Below are 7,863 nucleotides of genomic sequence, written 5' to 3' on the forward strand. Positions count from 1 at the left end.
ATTATATTAGCCAATTCAAAATCAGCACAGTCAATTAAACAAAATTGATTTTTGTTTTGCAACTCCTTAAAACATTTTTTTGGTATATTTTAAGGACTATTCCCTAAATTCAATATTAACAAGTGTTAATCCATGTGCAGGTGCGTTAGGCCCTGCTTCTATACGTTCTGTGACGTTTAATATCTCAGGGATTTTATCTATTTGTGTAATTCCAAGTCCTACATTGATTAAGGTTCCCGCAATAATTCTCACCATATTATACAAGAATCCATTTCCACGAACACGTAGAATAATTTCATCCCCTTTCCGTATTACATCTAGACTATAAATGGTTCTAACTGTACTCTTAACCTGCGTCTTTGTGGAACAAAAACTTTTAAAGTCATGCTCTCCCACGAGATAATTGGCAGCTTCCTGCATCTTATCAGTATCAAGTTTCTTGTACACAAAGTGATAGTATAAACGCTTTGTAGGGAGTAAGAACTCCCTATTTAATATCTTATATTCATAAGTCTTACAGCTCTTTTGATAACGAGGATGAAAGTCAAGGGGTACCTCGCTTGAAGATTGAATTCGAATATCTTCTGGTAGACGCTGATTTAATGCATTAGATATCTTCTGCGCAGGTATTTTCGTTTCTGTATCAAACACAGCTACATTACCAAGTGCGTGAACGCCAGAATCAGTTCTACTTGAGCCAATTACCTCTATGTTTTCGCCAAGCAATTGCGATAGTTGTTTGTTAATAACCTCTTCAATAGTAATTGCATTCGGTTGTTTTTGCCAACCACAATAGTTCGTTCCATCGTATGCAACCACTAACTTAATACGTTTCATATAATATATAGCTCCTAACTGCCCATTGCACCTAATGTGACTTATTTCCTTCTTCTTAATTAGAAAGGACTAACCATTTTAACTAGTAATAAAATTGCAAGATATCCTACCAATATCACATATGCTATTGTATCTTGCTTATGATACTGCAATGGTTTCATCTTTGTTCTTCCTTCACCACCATGATAACATCTAGCTTCCATGGCCATAGCCAAATCATTTGCTCTACGGAATGCAGACACAAAAAGCGGCACTAATAAAGGTACCAAACTCTTTGCTTTCTTAATTAAATTACCAGATTCAAAGTCAGCACCTCTCGCCATCTGTGCTTTCATGATCTTATCAGTCTCTTCTAGTAAAATTGGTATAAATCTAAGTGCAATTGACATCATCATAGCGATTTCATGTACTGGCACTTTAATTTTCTTAAGTGGGTTCATTATTCTCTCAATTCCATCTGTTAGATGATTTGGAGTTGTTGTAAATGTCATAATAGAAGAGCCCATAATTAGCAGTATAAGACGAATGGCCATAAATCCTGCAGTTTCAAGTCCTTGCCTTGTTATTTTCAAAAATCCCAACTTCCACAATATATCACCAGGAGTTAAAAATATATTGAATACAACTGCAAAAACTAAAATAAATAGGATAGATTTCAACCCTTTCATAATATGTTTGATTGGCACTCCAGATGTCTTAATTACTAATCCTAGAAAACCAAATACAATTAAATAGGGAATAAACTTACGGAATAAGAATAATGATATAATATATATAAAAGTACCTATAATCTTTGTTCTAGGATCAAGTTTGTGTATAAATGAATCTTTTGGGTAATATTGTCCAATTGTAATGTCTCTAATCATAATCTTACCTTACCCTTCTATTATTTCCCGTCTTGCCCATTTAAGAATCTCCTCTTTGGCTTCATCAATAGTAGTTGCATTGGTATCTACCTGTATACCTTGCTCCCTTAAACCATTCATGACATACGTTACTTGAGGAGCCGCTAGTCCAATCGTTTCTAACACCTTATAATTTGCAAATACTTTCTTCGGCACATCACTATATACCAATTCACCTTTGTTCATTACAATAATACGATCTACATACTTTGCAACATCTTCCATACTATGAGATACAAGGATAACCGTAATCTTACGTTCCTTGTGTAGTTTTGCTATCTGATCTAAAATCTCATCTCTACCTGCTGGATCTAACCCCGCTGTAGGTTCGTCTAATATTAACACTTCGGGCCTCATAGCAAGTACTCCTGCAATTGCTACCCTTCTCTTTTGTCCACCAGATAACTCAAAAGGTGAGCAGTCAATTAAGTCTTCTCCAATTCCAACTTGCTTCAATGCTTCATAAGAATGCAGATCGACTTCTAACTGGGATAATCCTTGATTCTTTGGGCCAAAATTAACATCTTTAATAACAGTTGTCTCAAACAACTGATGTTCTGGATATTGAAACACTAATCCGACCTTATTCCTTAACTCACGCATATTATAATCATTATCATAGATATCTTTTCCATTATAATAGATTGTTCCACTTGTAGCTTTCATTAGGCCGTTAAGATGCTGAATTAATGTGGATTTTCCAGAACCTGTATGACCGATTAATCCAATGAATTCGCCATCGTTAATTGTTAAATTAATATCTTTTAATGCATGCTTTTCATATGCACTTCCTACACTATAACTATAATTTACATGATCTAATACAATTGACATGCTAACACCTCCTATCTACAGCCTTGTAATCTCTCTAACAAGTTCATCTACTGTTAATATCCCTTCTGGTATAGCTAGTCCACCTTTTCTTAACTCATAAGCTAGTTCTGTCACTTGAGGAACATCTAAACGGTATTTCTTCAATTCATCCACCCTAGTAAACACTTCTCTCGGTGTTCCTTCCATCACAATTTTTCCGTTATCCATAATAATAACTTTATCAGCTCCAATAACTTCTTCCATATAGTGTGTTATAAGAAGAACGGTTACCTTCTCCTCGTGGTTTAACCTAGTTATTGTACGAATAACTTCTTTACGTCCATTGGGATCAAGCATGGCGGTAGGTTCATCTAATACTATACATTCTGGTTTCATAGCCATAATTCCCGCTATTGCAACACGCTGTTTTTGTCCGCCAGAAAGTTTATTTGGAGAGTGAGAGCGATATTCAAGCATTCCTACTGCTCGTAAACTCTCTTCAACACGCTTCCATATATCTTCTGTTTCTACACCTAAGTTTTCAGGTCCAAATCCAACATCTTCTTCTACAATAGTCCCTATAATCTGATTATCTGGATTTTGGAATACCATACCTGCAGACTGTCGAATATCCCATACATGGTCTTCTTCCTTGGTATCATATCCATTAACCCATAACGTTCCTTCTGTAGGCATAAGAATAGCATTCAAATGCTTCGCGAGGGTTGACTTACCAGAACCATTATGCCCTAATATTGCAACAAAATCGCCTTTTTTTATATCAATATTAATATCATCGAGAGCTCGATTAATACCAACTGTATTTCCTTCTTCATCTCGACGAATATATTCATGTACTAATTGTTTAGACTTAATAATTCCCATATACAATTCCTCATTTATCTACGATTCAGCCGTTATTTACTTTTAACATTGTAAGGTATAATGCCATGAAATGCAAGTGTAACCGTATAATAGGCTTTTTAAAAAGGCTATTATAAACAATTGAATATCTGCATGTTCAATGTTTATAATAGCCCATTTTTTCCATATTTATTTAACTAAAAAGATTTCTTTTCATTAGATGAGTCTTCTGGTGTATAAGATTCTGGTACATATTCTTCTGGAATGAACTCCTCTGATGGTGCAGTTTCATCATTACTTACATTTGTTTGATAAGGTAGTAACAAGAATTGATCAAAATTATTTTTAAATAGATTCTGTAGATCCTCATTATAACCCAGTACCATCTGTGGTTGAGTTTCCGAATACATACCAATGATCTTTCGTGCATCATCTTCAGTCTTTATTGTAATATATTTGAACTTCTTATTACGATCTGCAAGTGCGACTTGTCTAGTATAATTGGTTACTCCTTTTCGTGTAGTTCTTGTTTCCTTATAGTATGCCCAGATATAATTCTGGTTTTTTAGCATTTTAACCTTATTTCCTTTTAAATATGCGGTATAACTAGAAGTAATCCATACCCCATTTATTTCATATGCATTATCTAATTCTAAACTGAGTTGATCAAATGTTATACCATTATTCGTGGCAAACTTTTTAACATCTCTTGCATATCTATTGCTAAACCCTGTAATAAATGATAGTAACGCATACAACAATACAGCTACTATTGCTATCATTAACATATATACCGTAATTTCATCACATTTTCCAACATAATTCACTTTAAAGACATATTGGGAATACTCATCTTCCGCAAGTCCAGCTTCTGTCATAAAACTTTTTAAATGACTGTATTCTAAGTCTGATAATTTAACAAATGATCCTTTATATGTAACAGGCTCAACACCATTTGTTGAAGAATATAGGTGTTCATCTACCTTATCCATAGCTAATTTATTAGCATATACTGAAAAATATTCTGAGTACTCATTTGCAGCTACATAATATTTGGCGGTAATCTTTTTAGAAATTGTTGTACCAACCTTTGATTTTTTTGTAGTCTCTTCCTCAGCATATTCAACATTCATATATTTGATATCTAAGCTAATATACTGATTGTAATACGACTCAATGTTTTGCTTGTCAATATCTGCCTTTTTCGTCCCTTGTATCATCTTGACTGGTGCCATATCTGAAAAAAACAATATACCAACGATGATAGCAATACAAATAAATACCTTTAATAATGCTTTTTGAATAATTTTCTTTCTTATTTTTTTAAGCATAATTCCCTCCCTATAAATATTATAGTTGTTTTTTCCCTCATTAACATAACATTTCCAATTATAACACATTATTCACCATTTTTATATAGGTCTATGTATTTATTCATACTATTTTAGTATTTTTATGCAAAAAAAGAGGCTAATACTTAGCAAGTACATTAGCCTCAAAACGGAAAGTAAATGGTAATCACCACTTACTTTCTAATATTTATCTATCGATTTTATTACACTAATTCAATAAGAACTTTCATAGCTGCATCACCTTTACGTGGAGCAACTTTAACGATTCTTGTGTAACCACCGTTACGATTAGCGTATTTTGGTGCGATTTCATCGAATAATAAATCTGTTACATCAACAGTCTTAGTATTCTTTTTCTTACCAGCAGCTTCAGCTGGAACTTCTGTTACTGTATAAAGAGTTTTAAGCATTTTTCTTCTAGCGTGTAATCTTGAAGGGTTATCTTTTTTGATAGTTTTTTCAACTTCATCAAAAACTGTTACCTTCTTACCATCAACAACTTCTTTCACTCTCTTACCATCTTTATCTTTACGAGCAACTTTAGCCTTAACTGTAACATTTTCAAAGTTATCCTTTTCTTTAACAGCAAGTGCGATCATGCCCTCAGCAATTTTACGAATTTCTTTTGCTTTAGCTTCTGTAGTAAAAATTTTACCATGATATAATAAATTTGTTACTTGATTACGAAGTAAAGCTTTTCTTTGACTTGAAGTTCTTCCAAGTTTTCTATAGCCTGCCATTTTCTTACCTCCTTATGACTATTCATCACTTAGGTTAAGTGATAAACCGAGTTCTTTTAACTTAGCAAGTACTTCCTCAAGGGATTTACGGCCAAGATTTCTTACTTTCATCATATCTTCTGAAGTTCTGTTAGTTAATTCTTCAACAGTATTAATTCCAGCTCTCTTCAAGCAGTTGTACGAACGAACGGATAATTCTAGCTCATCAATGTTCATTTCAAGTACTTTTTCTTTCTCATTATCTTCTTTTTCTACCATAACTTCTGCAGTCTTAGCATTTTCAGATAAGTCAATGAAAGAATTAAGATGCTCGCTTAGAACCTTTGCAGCCAAACTAACTGCTTCATCAGGTACTAACGTACCATTTGTATAAACATCTAATGTTAGCTTATCATAATCTGTGATTTGTCCAACACGAGTGTTTTCAACTGTTAAGTTAACACGTTCTACTGGTGTGTAGATTGAATCAACAGGGATAACACCGATTGGTAAATCATCATTTTTATTTTTGTCAGAGCTGATATAACCTCTACCCTTAGTAATTGTTAATTCCATATATAGTTTGCTATCTGCGCCACCGCTTAAGTTAGCTATTACTAATTCTGGATTTAAAATTTCAATGTCAGGATCGGCCTGGATATCTCCAGCTGTTACAACTCCTTCACCTTCAAACTCGATATACGCAGTTTTTGGCTCATTCGTTTCGCTAGTATTCTTGATTGCTAAGCTCTTAATGTTCATAATTATTTCCGTAACGTCTTCTTTAACACCTGGAATAGTACTAAATTCATGAACAACGCCGTCAATTTTAACTTGACTAACCGCTGCTCCAGGTAGAGAAGAAAGCATAATTCTTCTTAAGGAATTACCCAAAGTTGTACCGTATCCTCTTTCAAGTGGCTCAACTACAAAACGTCCATATTTTTTATCTTCAGAAATCTCTGCAATCTCTATTTTTGGTTTTTCAAAATCAAACACTATTGGACCCTCCTTTTGGGTTAAATTATTGAGGGTAATCATTCATAACATATAATTTTCATTATAAAGTAGTTACAAGTTGCATCATGCATCTTATAACTACCATGATACAAATGAAAACTACATATTATTTAGAATACAACTCGACGATAAGCATTTCGTTAACTGGAACATCAATTTGATCTCTTGTAGGTATTTCTTTAACAACACCTTTTAAAGCGTCTTGATCAGCCTCTAACCAAGCTGGTACTAATCTAGAACCAGTAGTTTCTAAGACATCTTTATATCTTTGTGCAGTTTTGCACTTTTCTTTAATTTCGATTACATCACCTGGTTTAACTGAATAAGAAGGGATGTTTACACATTTACCGTTAACTAAAACGTGTTTGTGGTCAACGATTTGTCTAGCTTCTTTTCTAGTTCTACCAAATCCCATACGGAAGATAACGTTGTCTAATCTAAGTTCAAGAAGGATCATTAAGTTTTCACCAGCAGTTCCGTTCTTCATTTTCTTAGCTTTAGCAAAATTATTTCTGAAAGGTTTTTCTAATACACCATAGATAAATTTAGCTTTTTGTTTTTCCTTTAATTGTAAGCCGTACTCGCTTAATTTCTTACCAGCTCTTGGAGCTCTATTAGATTTCTTGTCAATTCCTAGGTAAATAGGATCAAGACCAAGTGATCTACATCTTTTTAAAACAGGACTCATGTCTCTTGCCATGCTATAAGTTACCTCCTAATCTATTAACTTAAATCTTTTCCAGTAAATATGCATTTTATACATATAGTACCTATATCGTAACAATAACGCTCCTTGTTACTCTATAAAAGACTTTCGTTGTTTCAATACATTCCTCCGTAAACAACCCACTAAGTAGGTTGACTACAACCTTTATAGACCTAACCAAGTAGGTCATAACTATATAAATAAGAACTACACTCTTCTACGTTTTGGTGGTCTACAACCATTGTGTGGAACTGGAGTAACATCTTTGATGCTTGTTACTTCAATACCGCAAGCTTGAAGTGCACGGATAGCCGCTTCTCTACCTGAACCTGGTCCTTTTACCATAACTTCTACTGATTTTAAACCATGAATGATTGCTGCTTTAGCTGCAGTTTCAGCTGCCATTTGAGCTGCATAAGGTGTAGATTTCTTAGAACCTCTAAATCCTAATCCACCTGCACTAGCCCATGAAAGAGCATTTCCTTCTGCATCTGTTAGCGTAACAATTGTATTGTTAAAAGATGACTGAATATGTGCCTGTCCACGATCAACGTTTTTCTTAACACGTTTTTTAGTCACTTTTTTTGCTATCTTTTTAGCCATTTAACAAACCCTCCTATTGGATTTTAATTACCATGCAATATTAT

Annotated in this window: 9 protein-coding genes; all 9 read right to left on the bottom strand. The window is 33.9% G+C overall.

Annotated features, from left to right (window positions below):
• Positions 1 to 96: 96 nt before the first annotated feature.
• The 9 genes from truA to rpsK all read right to left on the bottom strand — a co-directional run bounded on the left by truA (position 97) and on the right by rpsK (position 7,819).
• Positions 97 to 837, bottom strand: coding sequence for a tRNA pseudouridine(38-40) synthase TruA (gene truA, locus ACW2QF_RS15605; RefSeq protein ID WP_455716936.1), 741 nt, complete (start codon positions 835 to 837; stop codon positions 97 to 99).
• A gap of 59 nt (positions 838 to 896) precedes the next feature.
• A complete protein-coding gene (locus ACW2QF_RS15610; protein ID WP_455716937.1) occupies positions 897 to 1,703 on the bottom strand; it encodes an energy-coupling factor transporter transmembrane component T family protein in 807 nt (268 codons plus the stop codon).
• 9 nt (positions 1,704 to 1,712) lie between these two features.
• A complete protein-coding gene (locus ACW2QF_RS15615) occupies positions 1,713 to 2,576 on the bottom strand; it encodes an energy-coupling factor transporter ATPase (RefSeq protein ID WP_455716938.1) in 864 nt (287 codons plus the stop codon).
• A 15-nt stretch (positions 2,577 to 2,591) separates the two neighbouring features.
• Positions 2,592 to 3,440, bottom strand: a complete 849-nt coding sequence (locus ACW2QF_RS15620; protein ID WP_455716939.1) for an energy-coupling factor transporter ATPase — start codon at positions 3,438 to 3,440, stop codon at positions 2,592 to 2,594.
• A gap of 176 nt (positions 3,441 to 3,616) precedes the next feature.
• Complete coding sequence (locus ACW2QF_RS15625; RefSeq protein WP_455716940.1) at positions 3,617 to 4,750, bottom strand: DUF6709 family protein; 1,134 nt, start codon at positions 4,748 to 4,750, stop codon at positions 3,617 to 3,619.
• A gap of 224 nt (positions 4,751 to 4,974) precedes the next feature.
• Positions 4,975 to 5,511: a bL17 family ribosomal protein gene (locus tag ACW2QF_RS15630; protein WP_455716941.1), complete on the bottom strand. Its 537-nt coding sequence runs from the start codon at positions 5,509 to 5,511 to the stop codon at positions 4,975 to 4,977.
• An 18-nt stretch (positions 5,512 to 5,529) separates the two neighbouring features.
• Positions 5,530 to 6,489, bottom strand: coding sequence for a DNA-directed RNA polymerase subunit alpha (locus ACW2QF_RS15635; RefSeq protein ID WP_455716942.1), 960 nt, complete (start codon positions 6,487 to 6,489; stop codon positions 5,530 to 5,532).
• Positions 6,490 to 6,616: 127 nt separating this feature from the next.
• Entirely contained in the window at positions 6,617 to 7,210 is a 594-nt protein-coding gene (gene rpsD / locus ACW2QF_RS15640) for a 30S ribosomal protein S4 (protein ID WP_455716943.1), read from the bottom strand.
• 213 nt (positions 7,211 to 7,423) lie between these two features.
• Positions 7,424 to 7,819 carry a 30S ribosomal protein S11 gene (gene rpsK / locus ACW2QF_RS15645; protein WP_167955450.1) on the bottom strand — a complete coding sequence of 132 codons (396 nt, stop codon included), beginning with the start codon at positions 7,817 to 7,819 and terminating at the stop codon, positions 7,424 to 7,426.
• Between the last annotated feature and the right edge of the window lie 44 nt (positions 7,820 to 7,863).

The sequence above is a fragment of the Anaerosporobacter sp. genome (assembly GCF_965301125.1).

Coding starts and splice junctions, on each gene's coding strand:
- truA (WP_455716936.1), bottom strand. CDS start 837: ATGAAACGTATTAAGTTAGTGGTTGCATACGATGGAACGAACTATTGT.
- ACW2QF_RS15610 (WP_455716937.1), bottom strand. CDS start 1,703: ATGATTAGAGACATTACAATTGGACAATATTACCCAAAAGATTCATTT.
- ACW2QF_RS15615 (WP_455716938.1), bottom strand. CDS start 2,576: ATGTCAATTGTATTAGATCATGTAAATTATAGTTATAGTGTAGGAAGT.
- ACW2QF_RS15620 (WP_455716939.1), bottom strand. CDS start 3,440: ATGGGAATTATTAAGTCTAAACAATTAGTACATGAATATATTCGTCGA.
- ACW2QF_RS15625 (WP_455716940.1), bottom strand. CDS start 4,750: ATGCTTAAAAAAATAAGAAAGAAAATTATTCAAAAAGCATTATTAAAG.
- ACW2QF_RS15630 (WP_455716941.1), bottom strand. CDS start 5,511: ATGGCAGGCTATAGAAAACTTGGAAGAACTTCAAGTCAAAGAAAAGCT.
- rpsD (WP_455716943.1), bottom strand. CDS start 7,210: ATGGCAAGAGACATGAGTCCTGTTTTAAAAAGATGTAGATCACTTGGT.
- rpsK (WP_167955450.1), bottom strand. CDS start 7,819: ATGGCTAAAAAGATAGCAAAAAAAGTGACTAAAAAACGTGTTAAGAAA.